Raw genomic sequence first — 14534 nt, forward strand, 5'->3', positions numbered from 1 at the left:
GGGATGACCATGTTGAAGGTACGTAAGGACGATGAGGTCGTGATTCTGACCGGTAAGGACAAGGGCAAGCGAGGTAAAGTGCTCAAGGTACTGCGGGAAGAGTTACGGGTGGTGGTCGAAAAGGTGAACATGGTTAAGCGGCACGTTCGTCCTGATCGCATGGGCAAGCCTGGCGGTATCGTGGAAAAAGAGGCGCCAATTCATGTATCTAATGTGGCAATTTTTAATGCGGCCACAGGTAACGGGGATCGAATTGGTTATAAGGTGCTTGAGGACGGGCAGAAAGTGCGTGTTTTTAAGAGCAACGGCGAAGTTATTGGCCGCCGTTAAGCAAGGGAAATAATATGGAAGCACGTTTGCATTCTTTGTATAAAACGTCTATCGCGCCCAAGCTAATGCAAGATTTTGGCTTTAGTAGTGTGATGGAAGTGCCAAAACTGCGGAAGATCACTCTGAACATGGGCGTGGGTGAGGCCGTGGGCGACAAAAAAATTCTAGAAGCAGCTGTTGGCGATATGACTAAAATCGCAGGCCAGAAGCCCGTAGTGACGCGCGCACGGAAATCCGTAGCGGCCTTCAAAATACGCGATGGTTATCCTATTGGATGCATGGTGACTCTGCGTGGGATTTTGATGTACGAGTTTTTGGATCGCCTGGTCAGTGTGGCTATTCCTCGAATCAGAGACTTCCGTGGTCTTTCGCCGCGGTCGTTTGATGGGCGTGGAAATTATACGATGGGCGTGAAAGAGCAAATCATATTCCCTGAAATTGAATATGATAAAATCGATCGTTTGCGCGGGTTGGACGTGGTATTCACTACCACCGCCAAGAATGATGAAGAGGGCCTTGGGCTTTTAAAAGCCTTCAAGATGCCCTTCCGGTCTTGAAGGAGTTTGACGCGTGGCAAAGAAATCATTGATCGCAAAGTCTGAAAGGACTCCAAAATTTAAGGTGCGTGCGTATCACCGGTGCAAATTGTGCGGGCGTTCACGCGGTTACTATCGGAAGTTTGGCCTCTGTCGTTTGTGCTTTCGTAAGCATGCTTCGGCTGGGTCGATTCCCGGTATCGTCAAAGCGAGCTGGTGAGGAAACACGATGAGCGTGACGGATCCTATTGCTGATATGCTGACGCGCATTCGTAATGCGCAACAGGTAAATAAGGCGAAAGTGCAGATGCCTGCTTCCAAGCTGAAACGCGCCATTGCGCGGGTCTTGGTGGAAGAGGGTTACATCCTGGATGTGAAAGAAGACGTGTTAGACGGGCATCCCGTTCTTAACTTAACGTTAAAGTATTACGCGGGTGCAGGTGTCATTGTGGAGATTCGGCGAGTAAGTCGGCCTGGTGTTCGTATTTATCGTGGCGCCGAAGAGTTACCACGCGTGCGTGACGGTTTTGGCATCGCAATTATATCGACTTCTCAGGGAATTATGACCGATCGCGCGGCTCGTTCTGCGGGTATCGGTGGTGAAGTTCTCTGCGTTGTATCCTAAGGGGAGGACGAAAATGTCTCGTGTAGCGAAACAGCCAGTGCCTCTTCCTAAGGGCGTCGAAGTCCATGTTGCAGAACAGCGTCTGGTAGTGAAAGGCCCTAAAGGACAAATTTCGGTGCCTTTCCACCCCGCTGTGGAATTGCAGGTGGATGCCGGTGTGGCGTCACTAACTTGGGTGGAAGACCAAAATGCTCAGGCGGGAACGATGCGGGCGATACTGAACAATATGGTACAAGGTGTCTCACAAGGCTTTGAACAAAAGCTAGAAATTATCGGTGTGGGTTATCGGGCCCAGGCGAAGGGTAAGTCGCTCAGCCTGAGTCTCGGTTTTTCCCATCCGGTGGATTATCCGGTGCCTGACGATATCAGCATCGAAACACCGACACAGACAGAAATAGTTATTCGGGGCATCGATAAGCAGAAGGTTGGTCAGATAGCCGCAGATATTCGTGCTTACCGTCCTCCGGAGCCATACAAAGGTAAGGGTGTACGTTACGCCGGTGAAAATGTCAGACGTAAAGAAGCGAAGAAGAAATAATGGTTGAGGCTTACTACTATGAATAAAAATTTGTCAAGACTTCGTCGGGCACGTAAAACCCGGGCGCGCATCGCATCGCAGGCTAAACCACGGCTCTGTGTTTTTCGTTCCGGCAAGCATATTTATGCTCAGGTGATTGATGACAGGCAAGGGAAGGTTCTCGCGCAGGCGTCCAGCCTAGAGGGTGAACTTCGCAAGCAAATGCCGCACGGAGCAGATGTTGCGGCCGCCGCAACTATTGGACAACGGGTTGCAGCGAAGGCATTGGCTGTGGGCGTTAAGGAAGTGGCATTTGACCGGAGCGGATATCGTTACCATGGTCGGGTGAGAGCTTTGGCCGACGCTGCCCGTGAAGGCGGGTTGTCGTTCTGATGGAGAGCTAAGATGGCACGGGAAAATCGCGATACGCAGTCCAACGACGGAATGCAGGAAAAACTTATTCACATTAACCGCGTTTCCAAGGTAGTCAAAGGCGGCCGTCAGTTCGGCTTTGCAGCGCTTATGGTGGTGGGCGATGGGGATGGCAAGGTCGGTTTCGGTCGCGGCAAAGCTAAAGAAGTTCCTGCGGGGATTCAAAAGGCTACTGATCAGGCACGGCGGTGGATGACGACCATACCTCTGATGCGAGGTGGCACGATTCCTTACCCGGTAGAGGGTCGTCATGGGGCAGCACGCGTCATTCTACGGCCAGCGCCGGAAGGTAGCGGTGTCATTGCCGGTGGTGCGATGCGGGCAGTTTGTGAGGCGGTAGGCCTACGCAACGTGGTAGCCAAGTCACTCGGTTCCAATAATCCTATTAATGTTGTGCGCGCGACTTTTGATGCGTTTAATAAATTGGCCAGCCCCCAGGCAATCGCCATGAAACGTGGCAAGAGTCTGAAGGAAATCCGCGGCGGAGGAGGGCATGATGAGTAAGCATCTGCGTATCACGCTGGTAAAAAGTTTGATTGGCGTCGCCGAAAAGCAACGTCGGATTGTGGTGGGACTCGGCTTGCGCCATACAAATCATTCGGTAGAACGTCTGGATACCCCAGAGATTCGTGGAATGGTCAATAAGATACCCTATCTACTACGGTGGGAAGAGCTGTCATGAAATTAAATACAATTGCGCCTGCAGAGGGCTCGAAAAAGGACCGCCGCCGTGTTGGACGCGGGATCGGCAGCGGTCTCGGCAAAACGGCCGGTCGTGGTCACAAAGGTCAGCATGCGCGATCCGGTGGTTACCATAAGGTGGGTTTCGAAGGCGGTCAGATGCCTTTGCAACGACGCATTCCTAAGCGTGGTTTCCGTAACCCCTTAGGTGCCCGCGTTGTTGAGGTGGCGTTGTCTCAACTGGAGTCTGCGGCAATTGACGGCGTAGTAGATCTCGAAGGCTTGCTGCTTCGGCGCATTGTTCGTGGCTCGCCAGATTCGGTTAAGGTTATTTTAACCGGCGAAATCACGCAGGCTTTAACCGTGCGCGGCCTGCGGGTAAGCGCGGGTGCGCGGGCGGCTATTGAGCAGGCTGGCGGAAAGGTAGAAGGTTAATGGCTGGGTTACGTAGCATTGGAGGCGCCGCACAAGGGGCCGGAAAGATCAATGAGTTACGTAACCGCATTCTTTTCCTGCTAGGCGCGCTTCTGGTTTTTCGTGTCGGTGCGCACATACCCGTACCGGGAATCGATCCGGCAGCAATGGCGGCATTTTTTAACCAGCAGCGTGGAACCATCTTGGGCATGTTTAACATGTTCTCGGGGGGGGCACTTTCCCGCCTGACCGTTTTCGCTTTAGGGATCATGCCCTACATCAGCGCATCAATCATCTTCCAACTGGCAGGGTCGGTTTTTCCAAAGCTCGAAGAACTTAAAAAGGAAGGTGAAGCCGGGCGCCGTAAAATAACAGAGTACACGCGTTATGCTACGGTCATACTTGCTCTGATGCAGGGCTTGGGAATCGCCATCGCGATTGAGAAAATGCACGCCGGACATCTTCCCGTGGTGATTGATCCAGGTCCACTGTTTCTGTTCACGACAACAATTTCCCTTGCCTGCGGCACGGTCTTTCTGATGTGGATTGGGGAACAGATTACGGAGCGGGGAATCGGTAACGGCATCTCTATGATCATATTTGCCGGTATTGTCGCTGGCCTACCAGACGCCATCGGGACGACTGTTGAGCTCACCAAAACCGGTCAGTTTCAGCCGTTATTCGTTGTGGCGCTTTTTGTCCTTGCGCTTGGGGTGACCGGCTTTGTGGTATTTATGGAGAGTGCGCAGAGGCGTATTCCCATCCAGTATGCCAAGCGCCAAGTTGGCCGTAAGATATATGGGGGCCAAAGCACGCACATGCCGCTCAAAGTGAACATGTCCGGCGTAATTCCGCCAATCTTTGCGTCTAGCATCATCTTGTTGCCGGCGACGTTATCTGGATGGTTCGCTAACGTACCGGGAATGGAGTGGCTTGCGCGCTTTGGACAGGCGTTGAGCCCAGGGTCTGCACTTTACGTGGTGGTGTTCACCACTGCGATTGTATTTTTTGCTTTTTTCTATACGGCCATGGTGTTTAATCCGCGGGATACCGCAGATAACCTGAAGAAATCTGGAGCCTTCGTGCCGGGTATCCGGCCTGGCGAGCATACGGCAAAATACATGGATCGAATTCTTACCCGGCTCACGGTTTGGGGCGCCATATATCTGACCTTGGTTTGTCTGCTGCCAGAGTTCCTCATTGTTCAGTACAATGTGCCGTTCTATTTCGGTGGCACCAGTCTGTTGATTGTCGTCGTGGTGATGATGGATTTGATGGGCCAGATTCAAAGTCATCTGCTCACCCATCAGTACGAGGGGTTGATTCGTAAAAATCCTCTCAGTGGGCGATGATAGTGGCAAAGCATTTGATTTTTCTTGGTGCTCCGGGCGTCGGTAAGGGTACCCAGGCTCAGCGGCTCGCCCAGTTAATGGACTTGCCTCATGTGTCCACTGGTGATATGCTCCGCGCCTCTGTTCAGTCTGGCAGAGAGACCGGGCTGCGTGCGGCGGCAGTGATGGAGTCCGGCGCGCTGGTGGGTGATGAAATTATTGTCCGTATCGTTGAGGAGCGGCTACTTCTTGAGGACGCGTCGGATGGCGTTATTTTCGACGGATTTCCTCGGACTATCCACCAGGCGCATGCGCTTGATAACTTATTAGCTGCGCATGGCGATGAAATTGGCGCGGTGCTGCATTTGGATTTGGATGACGAAGAAATTGTCGGACGCCTCTCCGGACGGAGGGTATGTTCGAAATGCGGGGCGATCTATCACATACGCTACCATGCGCCCACAGTTTATGGGCTCTGTGATATCTGTGGGGGCGGGTTGCAGCAACGTGATGATGATCAGCCTGCAGTAATTCGCAAACGATTGGCTGTTTATCAGGCGGAGACTGCGCCTTTGATCGCTTACTATCACGATCGACCTGCCTATCACCTGGTGAGTGGGGAGGGCGAAGTCGATGATGTATTCTCTAGAATCGTGAAAGCGGTAGGGGTAGCAGGCTAAATGTCGAAAGAAGATACCCTGGAAATGCAGGGTGAGGTAATAGAGAATTTGCCAAGTGCGACGTTCAAGGTACGCTTGGAGAATGGCTATGTGGTTAATGCACATATTTCCGGTAAAATGCGGATGCATTATATCCGTATTCTACCTGGGGATAAGGTTACCGTAGAGATGACGCCTTATGATTTAACCAAGGGTCGCATCATTTATCGTGCCAAATAGGGGATAGACATGAAGGTTCGTGCGTCGGTTAAGAAACTTTGTCGTAACTGCAAAATTGTTCGTCGTAATGGTGTGGTTCGCGTGATTTGTGTTGAACCTCGCCATAAGCAGCGCCAGGGTTAAGGCGGTAGGCGAAACTGTTTGGTCTGTGGGATCACCCCACTCAGTCTCTTGGAGGAATTGCGGATGGCCCGCATCGCTGGTGTAAATATTCCGAACAATAAACAAATAGAAATTGCCTTGACGTATATTTATGGCATTGGTAAGACGCGTGCTCAGCATGTTTTGAGCGCTGCGGAAATCGCCTTTGATATGCGGGTCAAGGATATCAGCGAGCCTGAGCTGGAACGCATACGTTCAGAAGTTGCGAAGTTTCTGGTGGAGGGCGATTTACGCCGCGAAGTCACCATGAATATCAAACGTCTGATGGATTTGGGTTGTTATCGCGGTATACGGCATCGCCGCGGTCTCCCCGTTCACGGCCAGCGGACAAAGACCAATGCGCGTACGCGCAAGGGTCCCGCTAAGTCCATTACGCGTTAAGCAGGAAGATTCTAGCAATGGCGAAAACACAAGCGAACTCCCGTGTGCGAAAGAAAGTCAAGAAAAACGTTCTTGATGGTGTTGCGCACATTTATGCATCCTTCAACAACACGATTATCACGATCAGTGATCGTCAGGGCAATGTTTTAACCTGGGCCAGTTCTGGCGGGTCGGGGTTCCGCGGTTCACGCAAAAGCACACCTTTCGCGGCACAGGTGGCGGCGGAAAACGCGGGTAAAAAAGCACAGGAATTTGGTGTGAAGAACCTGGATGTCGAAGTGCGGGGACCGGGGCCGGGTCGGGAGAGTACGGTGCGTGCACTTCATTCTGTTGGTTTCCGTATCGCGAGCATTCGCGACGTGACGCCGATTCCCCATAACGGATGCCGTCCGCCTAAGAAGCGGCGTGTTTAATTTTTAGGTGGAGATTATCTGTGGCTAAATATACGGGTCCGAGTTGTCGTTTGTGTCGGCGCGAAGGTGGAAAATTATTTCTCAAAGGCGAGAAGTGCTTTTCTGATAAATGTCCAGTAAGTATACGAGCCTATGCCCCAGGGCAGCATGGTCAGCGACGCGGACGTGTCAGTGAGTACGGCGGCCAGTTACGTGAAAAGCAAAAAATTCGTCGTATCTATGGCGTATTAGAAGGACAGTTCCGTCGCTATTTCCAGCGGGCCAGTCAGACACGGGGTGTTACCGGCGAATTGTTGTTGCGTTTTCTGGAGTTGCGTCTCGACAACGTGGCCTATCGCTTAGGGTTCGGAGCCTCTCGTGCTGAAGCGCGGCAGGTGGTTCGTCACGGCCACATTCTGGTGAATGGACGGCGTGTGGATATCCCGTCATACCAGGTTCGCGCTGGCGATGTCGTGAGCGTTGCCGAGAGCGCTCGGGCGCACATGCGTATTGTCTCTGCGGTAGAGGCTGCGGCTGGCCGTGGTTTCCCGGAATGGGTGAGTATGGACACTACCGAACTCAAGGCCACAATCAAAGCAGTACCGGCGCGAGAAGATATCGCTCCGGATTTGAACGAACAGGTCGTCGTGGAGTTGTACTCTAAGTAAGACCGGGGATTGAGGAACGCTTATGACTGAGGTAGGAGAGCTGTTGCGTCCGCAGGGCGTCGATGTGGAAGAGGTTTCAGTGCACCGTGCGCGTATTGCCCTCGGCCCCCTGGAGCGTGGCTTTGGTCACACCTTGGGTAGTGGGTTGCGCCGGGTGTTGTTATCGTCTCTCAAAGGTGCGGCGGTTACGGAGGTTGAGATTGAAGGGGTGTTGCACGAGTATTCCAGCATCGAAGGGGTGCAGGAAGATGTTGTGGATATTCTGCTCAACTTGAAGATGTTGGCAGTGCGAGCACATGGGCGTGGAGACGCGGTGGTGACGTTGCGTAAACGCGGTCCTGGTCAAATGACGGGTGCGGATATCGTGTCTGAACACGGCATTGAGGTGGCCAACCCTGATCAGGTAATTGCGACTTTGACCCGCGACGTTGAACTGGTGCTCCATTTGCGTATTGACGAAGGTCGGGGCTATGACGCGGCTGCCACGCGGCGTCAGAGTCATGAAAAGCGCATTGGCGTCATGGCGCTGGACGCAAGTTTCAGTCCCGTATTGCGCGTAAGCTATCTGGTGGAAAGTGCTCGGGTGGAGCAGCGGACCGATCTGGATCGTCTGATACTCGATGTCGAGACGAATGGCGTGGTCGACCCGATTTGGGCCGTGCAAGAGGCTTCCCGTATTTTCCGCAGTCAGCTCGGTGTGTTGGCCGGTGCGGAATCCAAGGATATACCCGAGGCGTCACTGATGCAGGCCAATGAGAGCCTTACGCCCTTGTTGGTTCGGCCGGTTGATGACTTGGAGCTTACGGTGCGGTCCGCGAACTGTTTGAAAGCCGAGGATATTTTTTATATTGGTGATTTGGTTCAGAAGTCGGAGCAGGAGCTTTTGAAAGCCCCTAATCTTGGACGCAAGTCGCTGAACGAGATAAAGGAAGTCTTAGTGGCGCATGGCCTTGCGTTGGGGATGCGGCTCGACAATTGGCCACCGGAAAATTTGCCCCCGATACCTGGGCGGTCAACTGATGCGGATTCTATCAGCAGTTAACGTTAGAAATTTTGTAGAGGGAATGGGGTTATGCGTCATCGCAAAAGTGGTAAACAGTTAAATCGTAATAGTAGTCATCGGCAGGCGATGTTTGCCAATATGATGGTGTCTTTGTTTCATCATGAGCGAATTGTTACGACCTTGCCCAAGGCGAAAGAGTTGCGGCGTTTTGCGGAGCCGATGATCACTCTGGCCAAGGATGCGACAGTGGCAAAGCGGCGTTTAGCGTTTTCGCGCTTGCGTGACCGCCAGGCTGTGGTCAAGTTGTTTGATGACCTCGGTCCACACTATCTGGCGCGTCCAGGTGGTTATTTGCGTATTGTTAAATATGGCTTCCGGGCTGGTGATAATGCGCCGTTGGCTATTGTTGAGCTTGTGGATCGGCAAGCGGTTGCTGCTGATTAGTTAGAAATGGTGTTGACCAAAACCGGCCTGATACTTGAGGCCGTTTTTTTTTAACTGGTTTCAGGATGAAAGAATGTCGGTTTATTTTCTGGAAGATAAATAGCATGCGGAAGCTCGGCGACGCCGGGCTGTATAAGGGGATATTGACATGTTTGGGTCTACCGACGTCCGGTGCTGCCAAAGCCGGCGACGCCCCGTTGGGAAGTGGTAAAGCTGTCCACCACCGTAATGTCAGGGCGAATGATCGGTACCAGTACCATTTGCGCCACGCGCTCACCGGGTTCAATGACGATCTCTGCAGCACCTCGATTCCACAGAGAAATACTCAGCGGCCCCTGATAGTCCGCATCAATGAGGCCGACCAGATTACCCAGTACCAGGCCGCGATGCCCGAGACCCGAGCGCGGTAGCAACAGTGCTGTAACCTGCGGGTCGCCGATATGCATGGCAAATCCGGCGGAGACGAGCTCTACCTGCCCGGGAGCCAGGTGCAACGGGGCGTCCAGGCAGGCGCGCAGGTCCATGCCAGCGGCATCGGCACTGGCATAATGAGGGAGAGGCCATTCCTGCCCGATGCGTGGATCAAGGATGCAAATTTGCAGACTATTCATGAAGGTCTTCGGACTCCGTAGCGGGAAGTGAGAAAATGCTGCTGAGGTGACGCACCAGATAGCGCGCGAGATCTATTTTGCTGCAGCGGGGGATGTGCAGTACCCGCTCGCCCTGCAGGACACTACAGGCATTGTCGGCAGCACCCATCCCCACATCGACAGAAGTAATATCGTTGACTACGATGACGTCCGCCCCCTTGCGCCGTGCCTTGGCACTTGCTGCGGCGAGGTGGTCGCGGGTCTCGGCAGCAAAAGCGACAATCCAGCGTGGCCGCCGAGGGTCCTGATGGAGCGCGCTGACGATATCGGGATTCATGCTGAGAGGTAAAGGGTTGGGAATATCCGTTTTGCTCAGCTTCTGCGCGCTAAACTGACTCGGCCTGTGGTCGGCGACGGCGGCATTGGCGATGAAGATGTCCGTGGCTTTGTCCAGCCCCTGCTGGCAGGCCGCGAGCATGTCCTGTGCAGAGAGAACGTCCTGGCGGCTTACTCCCGGCGGAGTCTGCTCATGGGTAGGGCCGGTAATCAGCAATACTTCCGCTCCGGCTTCCGCGTAGGCCTGAGCGAGGGCAAAACCTTGGCGGCCACTGGCGCGATTGCTGAAGCCTCGCGCTGGGTCGATGGCCTCCCAGGTCGGACCGGCGGTAATGAGGACACGTTGTCCGCACAGCGTTTTCTTGGTCAGAGCGAGACGTAGTTCGCCCACCAGGCGCTCTGGTGCCAACAGTCGTCCGGTGCCTTCCTCACCGCAAGCGAGACTGCCGCTGTCCGGGCCCAAAAAGTGGGCACCATCCGCTCGCAACTGGGCGACATTGCGCTGTGTCGCAGGGTGTGCCCACATGGCGCTGTTCATCGCGGGCGCGAGAAAGAGCGGCGCACGGTTGGCGAGAACGACGGTACTGAGCAGGTCATCGGCCAAGCCTTGGGCGAGACGGGCCATGCCATTGGCGGAGATGGGTGCGATGAGGAGGGCGTCGGCCCAGCGTGCCAGGCGGATGTGGTCCATGGCCGCCTCTTCGGCGGCGGCAAAGAGGTCGCTACGCACGGGCTCCCCACTCACGGCCTGCAAAGTCAGCGGTGTGACAAACTGTGCAGCACCTCGTGTCATGACCACACGCAACTCGACCCCAGCCTGGCGCAGGGCGCGCACGATCTCCGGACTCTTGTAGGCGGCAATGCTGCCGCCTACACCCAGAAGAATTCGTTTGCCAGCGAGGGGCTCTGTCGTGTTGAATACGCTTTCCATCATCCAGGCTATCTTATACCTCCGGTCATTTGTCACAATCCTTCGACAACGTTTGTTCTCTATAGTAACAGAAAGCCCCCTATGTGAGGCTTCTGGATTTGCGAACTATAGCGGCTCGATTGTCGCGATCGAAAGCTAAGCTCCGTGTAGCTTGTATTTTTTGCATGGCAGGATGTGTCCTTCTTTCCCATGAGATATTCGAGATGACTTTTCGTGTGGAGTTGGATAACCTCGACCGCTTTATGGATGCTTGGCAGTTCTTGTAACCTGGCGAGCTGTGCGATTAGACACGATACTTCTGTGGCATATCACTACTTTCATTTTCATGAACAATCAGCTAGTCAGGTGCGGAAAAACCACTTGATCACCCGATTCTACGTGGCCAGTATGCACAGCGCGAACATGTAAGAACTAACTTATGGGGAAAGACCGGTATGCCGAGTTCAGAAAGCCCATCCCTGGTCACGGGTGCGACTGGTTTCATTGGCGGCCATTTGGCCGAACGACTCCTTGCCATGGGGCAACCGCTGCGTCTCTTGGTGCGCGATCCATCCCGCTTATCTCCTCTGCTCAGGAACGGTGCTGAGATCATCCAGGGTAATTTGGAGGACACCGATTCCCTACTCCCGGCAGTACAGGGTGTGCGCTGGGTATTTCACTGCGCGGCCAATGTCAGGACCTGGGATCTTCCCCAAAATTATCATGCCGTGAACGTGGCAGGTTTGGGCCATTTGCTGAGGGCCATAGAACAAGCCGGGCAACGGCCGCACCGTTTTGTGCATCTCTCTTCAGTGGATGTTTATGGTTTCCCCAAGACTCCCTGCAATGAGGATTGCCCGGCCAACGGTGGCGACTTTGCGTACGGTCAAAGTAAGCTCCAAGGAGAGTTACTTCTCTGTGAGCAGGCTGCCCGCATGCACCTGCCTTATACCGTCTTGCGACCCACCAACGTGATGGGACCACGTAGTCCCTTCATCCAGCGTGTCGGTGATGAGTTGCGCCGGGGACTGATGTTGACCATTCATGGGGGCGTGGAGGACTGTGGATTCCTGGCCGTGGACAATTTGGTGGACTGCATGCTGTGGGCCGCCCAGGCCGAGGCGGCGTCAGATCAGTGCTACAATGTGGCCGATCCGGAAGCCATTTCCTGGCACCGTTTCTTGGATGATTTCCGGGCGGGTATCCAAGGCAAGGGAGTGATTTTGGACTTGCCCTACGGGTTGGCGAATGCCGTGGCTGCGCTCATCGAGGCGCCCTACCACTGGTTGGGAAGCACGCGCGAGCCCTTGTTGCATCGTTTATTGGTGCGGATTTTTGGTCGCACCTGCGGACACCGGGCTGACCGTATCGCGACCGCCGGCTGTCCAGTGGGACGGGTGTCTTACGCCCAGGCGATGCGGGAATCCATGGCCTGGTATCGGAAATCTGGAGTGGGCAAGTGAAGCCACTCCCCCCTTCGCAAGCCATCGAGCCCACCGTTAGCGCTGGCAGCAGCCAGCGCCACTTTGTCTTTTTGCAGGGCATGCCGTCCCCATTCTTTGCGCGGATCGCCGATATCCTCCGCCAGCAGGGGTGTCGCGTCACCCGGATCAACCTTTGTCTTGGGGACCGCTTATTCTGGCGGAGTGCTGGGGCCGTCGACTATCGCGGCAGCTACTCCCGTTGGCCGACTTTCATCGACGCGTTTTTTGCGCGAGAAGCGGTCACCCATATAGTGCTGCTGGGAGAGCAGCGGCGTTATCATCGGGAGGCCGTTCACCAGGCCAAATTGCGCGGTATAGAAGTGATTGTCACGGATTTCGGCTATTTACGTCCGGATTGGATCACCCTGGAGCGGGACGGAATGAGCGGCAATTCGCGTTTTCCCCGCGAGCCCGAAGCGATTCGGCAATTGGCCGCGCGCGTGTCCGAACCCGATTGGTCCGTGCGCTTTGTCGATAGTGCATTTCGGATGGCGCGCGCCGATCTCCTCTATAACATGGTCAACCTGCTGTTTGGGTGGCTATGGTACCCCGGTTATCGGCGCAGTGACATGCGCCCACCGACCCCCATCTATACCCTGGCCAGCGCGTGGCGTCTTTATGCCAATGCCCGCCTCCGCTCCCGTATGGACCACATCGTTCGAGGGATTCTGGCTTCGGACGTAAGATATTTCGTCTTTCCGCTGCAGCTCGACTTCGATTTCCAGATTGTGGCCTATTCTCCTTATGCCACTATGGGAGATGCCATTGGCGAGGTGCTCGATTCCTTCGCGCGGGATGCGCCACCCGAGACGCGGCTCGTGCTCAAGGAACATCCCTGGGACCCGGCCCTGAGCAATTGGGAGCATTTCACCCAAGAGCGCGCCAAAGACCTGGGCATCAAAGATCGCGTGTATTTTTTGCGCGGGGGCAACCTGGATGCCCTGATTCAGGCCAGCGCTGGCGTCGTTACCGTCAATAGCACCACGGGGATACGAGCCCTGCAACTGGGGCGTCCGGTGAAGACCTTGGGGCAAGCCATCTACGACGTGCCTGGCTTATGTTCTACGCAAAACCTGCGAAGCTTCTGGAATCAGCCCAGTTCCCCCGATCCATTGCTCACCCGGGATTTTATCAAGGTGTTGGCCGCCATGGTGCATATCCGCGGCGTATTTTTCCAGGAGCCAGGCCTGAGCCATGCGGTGTGCGAGGCGGCACGGCGTTTATTGGATGACAGCAATGCGCCTATGCCGCCACGTTCGTGTTCTTGAAGACCGGTCGTTGATTGGGTTGCGGCACGTGGTTGAGCAAGGCATACCCCAAGCCGACGAAGGGATTGATCCATCCACTGGCAGCGCGCAGGGCCATAAAAATGGGAGTGACCTCCGCACCGAGATCTTGCTTGATGGGATAGGTGGTCAGACCCATTTCCAGGCGCTTTACCCCCAAGGCGATGGCCGTAACCACAACCTGGTGCGCGATGTAGATATAGAGACCGTCGTTTTCTGCCTCCGCGCGACCCACATACAGCCAGCGCAACATGTCGCCATCGACGAGCAGCAGGGCATGCCCCACCAAGGCCTCGCCCCGATAAAAGAGTATTACCTTGGCCCGTCCCTCCAGAGTGCGGGCGAGTTCACCATAAAAAGTCGGGGTCAGGGTCTCCCGCTGAAACTCCTTCGCATGCTGGTGCACCACCATCCACTGGTGATGCAGCATTTCGGCCATGTTCTCGAAGTCATCGACGAGGCGGTGGTGCACGCCTGCCTGCTGGTTGCGGTTAAGGTATTTTTTGAGTTTGCTCCGATAATAGCTGCGCATCGCGTCCCCGTACTGTTCTGGCGTGGACCAATGAATCTCCATATAGGTGTTGGGTAAACTGGGCGTCCAATGATAACCCCGTCGGCGAAAAATGGATCGCAGGTTTTGGGCATTGGGCTCGAAATCCCGTACGACGATGAGGAAATGTCCTTCGGCGCGTGCGGTGCGGCGCAATACCGCATCCATCGCTTCGATAACCTGCTTATCGCTGAGCGCCTCGCTGCGTGCAAAAGGGGGGCTGTTGATGGTCACTGGTGAGCCCCACTCCAACATCCGCAGCTTGAGAAAGTTCGGAAACCATCGCCGGATACGATTCAGGAAGACGCGCAATCCGGGCGGGGCAAAAATGGCGATGTCGGTGGTAACGGAGTAAAAGCTGGTGATGGCCTGCGGTTCTCCCTGTTCATCCAGCAACATGGCATGGCGGTATTCAAAATCATTCAGTCCCGAACGCTCGACCACCTGCCAAAACTCCCAGGACAGCGTTTCCGAATGGGTCCTGGCGAGCCGATTCCAGCTTTCCCGGGGGACCTTCGTGATGGAATCATAGAGTTCGATTCGCATATTTTCTCCGCAGATGC

23 protein-coding genes are annotated in these 14534 nt (G+C 54.8%); 20 read left to right on the top strand and 3 right to left on the bottom strand.

Annotation, left to right across the window (positions count from 1 at the left end; genetic code table 11):
• Positions 1–9 precede the first annotated feature (9 nt).
• The 18 genes from rplX (at position 10) to rplQ (ending at position 8815) form a co-directional block, all read left to right on the top strand.
• Complete coding sequence (gene rplX / locus H2515_RS02635; RefSeq protein ID WP_014030021.1) at positions 10–330, top strand: 50S ribosomal protein L24; 321 nt, start codon at positions 10–12, stop codon at positions 328–330.
• 14 nt (positions 331–344) lie between these two features.
• Positions 345–887 carry a 50S ribosomal protein L5 gene (rplE, locus tag H2515_RS02640; RefSeq protein ID WP_014030020.1) on the top strand — a complete coding sequence of 181 codons (543 nt, stop codon included), beginning with the start codon at positions 345–347 and terminating at the stop codon, positions 885–887.
• A gap of 13 nt (positions 888–900) precedes the next feature.
• Positions 901–1086: a type Z 30S ribosomal protein S14 gene (locus H2515_RS02645; RefSeq protein WP_012536091.1), complete on the top strand. Its 186-nt coding sequence runs from the start codon at positions 901–903 to the stop codon at positions 1084–1086.
• A gap of 9 nt (positions 1087–1095) precedes the next feature.
• Positions 1096–1491, top strand: coding sequence for a 30S ribosomal protein S8 (rpsH, locus tag H2515_RS02650; protein WP_014030019.1), 396 nt, complete (start codon positions 1096–1098; stop codon positions 1489–1491).
• 13 nt (positions 1492–1504) lie between these two features.
• Positions 1505–2029, top strand: coding sequence for a 50S ribosomal protein L6 (gene rplF / locus H2515_RS02655; protein WP_035193420.1), 525 nt, complete (start codon positions 1505–1507; stop codon positions 2027–2029).
• Positions 2030–2047: 18 nt separating this feature from the next.
• Positions 2048–2401, top strand: a complete 354-nt coding sequence (rplR, locus tag H2515_RS02660; protein ID WP_014030017.1) for a 50S ribosomal protein L18 — start codon at positions 2048–2050, stop codon at positions 2399–2401.
• A 12-nt stretch (positions 2402–2413) separates the two neighbouring features.
• Positions 2414–2944: a 30S ribosomal protein S5 gene (gene rpsE / locus H2515_RS02665; protein ID WP_014030016.1), complete on the top strand. Its 531-nt coding sequence runs from the start codon at positions 2414–2416 to the stop codon at positions 2942–2944.
• The gene (gene rpmD, locus H2515_RS02670) at positions 2937–3122 is read left to right on the top strand and encodes a 50S ribosomal protein L30 (protein WP_014030015.1); all 186 of its coding nucleotides are present in this window, start codon (positions 2937–2939) and stop codon (positions 3120–3122) included. The genes rpsE and rpmD overlap by 8 nt, the downstream gene beginning before the upstream one ends.
• The gene (gene rplO, locus H2515_RS02675) at positions 3119–3556 is read left to right on the top strand and encodes a 50S ribosomal protein L15 (RefSeq protein WP_065412826.1); all 438 of its coding nucleotides are present in this window, start codon (positions 3119–3121) and stop codon (positions 3554–3556) included. The genes rpmD and rplO overlap by 4 nt, the downstream gene beginning before the upstream one ends.
• Complete coding sequence (gene secY / locus H2515_RS02680) at positions 3556–4887, top strand: preprotein translocase subunit SecY (RefSeq protein ID WP_065412825.1); 1332 nt, start codon at positions 3556–3558, stop codon at positions 4885–4887. Before rplO ends, secY begins: the two co-directional genes overlap by 1 nt.
• Complete coding sequence (locus H2515_RS02685; protein WP_065412824.1) at positions 4884–5546, top strand: adenylate kinase; 663 nt, start codon at positions 4884–4886, stop codon at positions 5544–5546. The genes secY and H2515_RS02685 overlap by 4 nt, the downstream gene beginning before the upstream one ends.
• Complete coding sequence (infA, locus tag H2515_RS02690; RefSeq protein ID WP_010639668.1) at positions 5547–5765, top strand: translation initiation factor IF-1; 219 nt, start codon at positions 5547–5549, stop codon at positions 5763–5765.
• 9 nt (positions 5766–5774) lie between these two features.
• Complete coding sequence (gene rpmJ / locus H2515_RS02695) at positions 5775–5888, top strand: 50S ribosomal protein L36 (RefSeq protein WP_009568281.1); 114 nt, start codon at positions 5775–5777, stop codon at positions 5886–5888.
• 63 nt (positions 5889–5951) lie between these two features.
• The gene (gene rpsM / locus H2515_RS02700; protein WP_014030011.1) at positions 5952–6308 is read left to right on the top strand and encodes a 30S ribosomal protein S13; all 357 of its coding nucleotides are present in this window, start codon (positions 5952–5954) and stop codon (positions 6306–6308) included.
• Positions 6309–6325: 17 nt separating this feature from the next.
• On the top strand, positions 6326–6721 hold the full coding sequence (rpsK, locus tag H2515_RS02705; protein ID WP_014030010.1) for a 30S ribosomal protein S11: 396 nt from the start codon (positions 6326–6328) through the stop codon (positions 6719–6721).
• A gap of 20 nt (positions 6722–6741) precedes the next feature.
• A complete protein-coding gene (gene rpsD / locus H2515_RS02710; protein WP_035193411.1) occupies positions 6742–7368 on the top strand; it encodes a 30S ribosomal protein S4 in 627 nt (208 codons plus the stop codon).
• A 22-nt stretch (positions 7369–7390) separates the two neighbouring features.
• Positions 7391–8410, top strand: a complete 1020-nt coding sequence (locus H2515_RS02715) for a DNA-directed RNA polymerase subunit alpha (protein ID WP_198660865.1) — start codon at positions 7391–7393, stop codon at positions 8408–8410.
• 30 nt (positions 8411–8440) lie between these two features.
• Positions 8441–8815, top strand: coding sequence for a 50S ribosomal protein L17 (rplQ, locus tag H2515_RS02720; RefSeq protein ID WP_014030007.1), 375 nt, complete (start codon positions 8441–8443; stop codon positions 8813–8815).
• Between the two features lie 158 nt (positions 8816–8973).
• On the opposite strand, the gene dut is transcribed toward rplQ, so the two are convergent.
• Both dut and coaBC read right to left on the bottom strand, forming a co-directional pair.
• A complete protein-coding gene (dut, locus tag H2515_RS02725; RefSeq protein ID WP_198660866.1) occupies positions 8974–9426 on the bottom strand; it encodes a dUTP diphosphatase in 453 nt (150 codons plus the stop codon).
• Positions 9419–10675 (bottom strand): bifunctional phosphopantothenoylcysteine decarboxylase/phosphopantothenate--cysteine ligase CoaBC, encoded by a 1257-nt coding sequence (coaBC, locus tag H2515_RS02730; protein ID WP_198660867.1) that lies wholly within the window; start codon positions 10673–10675, stop codon positions 9419–9421. The genes dut and coaBC overlap by 8 nt, the downstream gene beginning before the upstream one ends.
• Positions 10676–11106: 431 nt before the next feature.
• On the opposite strand from coaBC, the gene H2515_RS02735 reads away from it, so the two are divergent.
• Together H2515_RS02735 and H2515_RS02740 are read left to right on the top strand one after the other, a co-directional pair.
• On the top strand, positions 11107–12114 hold the full coding sequence (locus H2515_RS02735; protein WP_198660868.1) for an NAD-dependent epimerase/dehydratase family protein: 1008 nt from the start codon (positions 11107–11109) through the stop codon (positions 12112–12114).
• On the top strand, positions 12111–13403 hold the full coding sequence (locus tag H2515_RS02740) for a capsule biosynthesis protein (protein ID WP_198660869.1): 1293 nt from the start codon (positions 12111–12113) through the stop codon (positions 13401–13403). The genes H2515_RS02735 and H2515_RS02740 overlap by 4 nt, the downstream gene beginning before the upstream one ends.
• On the opposite strand, the gene H2515_RS02745 is transcribed toward H2515_RS02740, so the two are convergent.
• Positions 13378–14517 (bottom strand): GNAT family N-acetyltransferase, encoded by a 1140-nt coding sequence (locus H2515_RS02745; protein WP_198660870.1) that lies wholly within the window; start codon positions 14515–14517, stop codon positions 13378–13380. The genes H2515_RS02740 and H2515_RS02745 overlap by 26 nt on opposite strands.
• Between the last annotated feature and the right edge of the window lie 17 nt (positions 14518–14534).

This window comes from Acidithiobacillus ferrivorans, assembly GCF_016250455.1.
GTDB classification, from domain to species: Bacteria; Pseudomonadota; Gammaproteobacteria; order Acidithiobacillales; family Acidithiobacillaceae; genus Acidithiobacillus; species Acidithiobacillus ferrivorans.

What these genes read in the sequence shown, in the direction of transcription:
- rplX (WP_014030021.1), top strand. Translation starts at nt 10, where the DNA reads ATGTTGAAGGTACGTAAGGACGATGAGGTCGTGATTCTGACCGGTAAG.
- rplE (WP_014030020.1), top strand. Translation starts at nt 345, where the DNA reads ATGGAAGCACGTTTGCATTCTTTGTATAAAACGTCTATCGCGCCCAAG.
- rpsH (WP_014030019.1), top strand. Translation starts at nt 1,096, where the DNA reads ATGAGCGTGACGGATCCTATTGCTGATATGCTGACGCGCATTCGTAAT.
- rplF (WP_035193420.1), top strand. Translation starts at nt 1,505, where the DNA reads ATGTCTCGTGTAGCGAAACAGCCAGTGCCTCTTCCTAAGGGCGTCGAA.
- rplR (WP_014030017.1), top strand. Translation starts at nt 2,048, where the DNA reads ATGAATAAAAATTTGTCAAGACTTCGTCGGGCACGTAAAACCCGGGCG.
- rpsE (WP_014030016.1), top strand. Translation starts at nt 2,414, where the DNA reads ATGGCACGGGAAAATCGCGATACGCAGTCCAACGACGGAATGCAGGAA.
- rpmD (WP_014030015.1), top strand. Translation starts at nt 2,937, where the DNA reads ATGAGTAAGCATCTGCGTATCACGCTGGTAAAAAGTTTGATTGGCGTC.
- rplO (WP_065412826.1), top strand. Translation starts at nt 3,119, where the DNA reads ATGAAATTAAATACAATTGCGCCTGCAGAGGGCTCGAAAAAGGACCGC.
- secY (WP_065412825.1), top strand. Translation starts at nt 3,556, where the DNA reads ATGGCTGGGTTACGTAGCATTGGAGGCGCCGCACAAGGGGCCGGAAAG.
- H2515_RS02685 (WP_065412824.1), top strand. Translation starts at nt 4,884, where the DNA reads ATGATAGTGGCAAAGCATTTGATTTTTCTTGGTGCTCCGGGCGTCGGT.
- infA (WP_010639668.1), top strand. Translation starts at nt 5,547, where the DNA reads ATGTCGAAAGAAGATACCCTGGAAATGCAGGGTGAGGTAATAGAGAAT.
- rpmJ (WP_009568281.1), top strand. Translation starts at nt 5,775, where the DNA reads ATGAAGGTTCGTGCGTCGGTTAAGAAACTTTGTCGTAACTGCAAAATT.
- rpsM (WP_014030011.1), top strand. Translation starts at nt 5,952, where the DNA reads ATGGCCCGCATCGCTGGTGTAAATATTCCGAACAATAAACAAATAGAA.
- rpsK (WP_014030010.1), top strand. Translation starts at nt 6,326, where the DNA reads ATGGCGAAAACACAAGCGAACTCCCGTGTGCGAAAGAAAGTCAAGAAA.
- H2515_RS02715 (WP_198660865.1), top strand. Translation starts at nt 7,391, where the DNA reads ATGACTGAGGTAGGAGAGCTGTTGCGTCCGCAGGGCGTCGATGTGGAA.
- rplQ (WP_014030007.1), top strand. Translation starts at nt 8,441, where the DNA reads ATGCGTCATCGCAAAAGTGGTAAACAGTTAAATCGTAATAGTAGTCAT.
- dut (WP_198660866.1), bottom strand. Translation starts at nt 9,426, where the DNA reads ATGAATAGTCTGCAAATTTGCATCCTTGATCCACGCATCGGGCAGGAA.
- coaBC (WP_198660867.1), bottom strand. Translation starts at nt 10,675, where the DNA reads ATGATGGAAAGCGTATTCAACACGACAGAGCCCCTCGCTGGCAAACGA.
- H2515_RS02735 (WP_198660868.1), top strand. Translation starts at nt 11,107, where the DNA reads ATGCCGAGTTCAGAAAGCCCATCCCTGGTCACGGGTGCGACTGGTTTC.
- H2515_RS02745 (WP_198660870.1), bottom strand. Translation starts at nt 14,517, where the DNA reads ATGCGAATCGAACTCTATGATTCCATCACGAAGGTCCCCCGGGAAAGC.